Below are 243 nucleotides of genomic sequence, written 5' to 3'. Positions count from 1 at the left end.
AAGTTCCCATGAAACAATTCTATTTTTATAACATGTCTTTTTTGTTACAATGATAGTGTGGAAGGGGGCCTTTATATGGAATCACGCGAGTGGGAACGTATTGTTGATCATCTTCTTTCGCTAGTGCCTCTTTTTTATCGCAAATTTATGCTTCCTGGAGAATTTTCTTCTCAAAGACATATGCCGCCATCACATACACAAGTATTACTGCTTTTGCATGAAAACGGCACATTAGCAGTTTCC

1 pseudogene is annotated in these 243 nt (G+C 37.9%); it reads left to right on the top strand.

The annotated features are described in order from the left end of the window. Window positions 1–75: 75 nt before the first annotated feature. Window positions 76–243: pseudogene (locus tag KVT27_RS25870) on the top strand (MarR family winged helix-turn-helix transcriptional regulator); the annotation flags it as partial.

This window comes from Lysinibacillus sp. GbtcB16 (assembly GCF_019091145.1).
Classification (GTDB): domain Bacteria; phylum Bacillota; class Bacilli; order Bacillales_A; family Planococcaceae; genus Lysinibacillus; species Lysinibacillus fusiformis.
The sequence above is the reverse complement of the archived record's forward strand: the minus strand, read 5'-3'. Positions and strand labels throughout refer to the sequence as shown.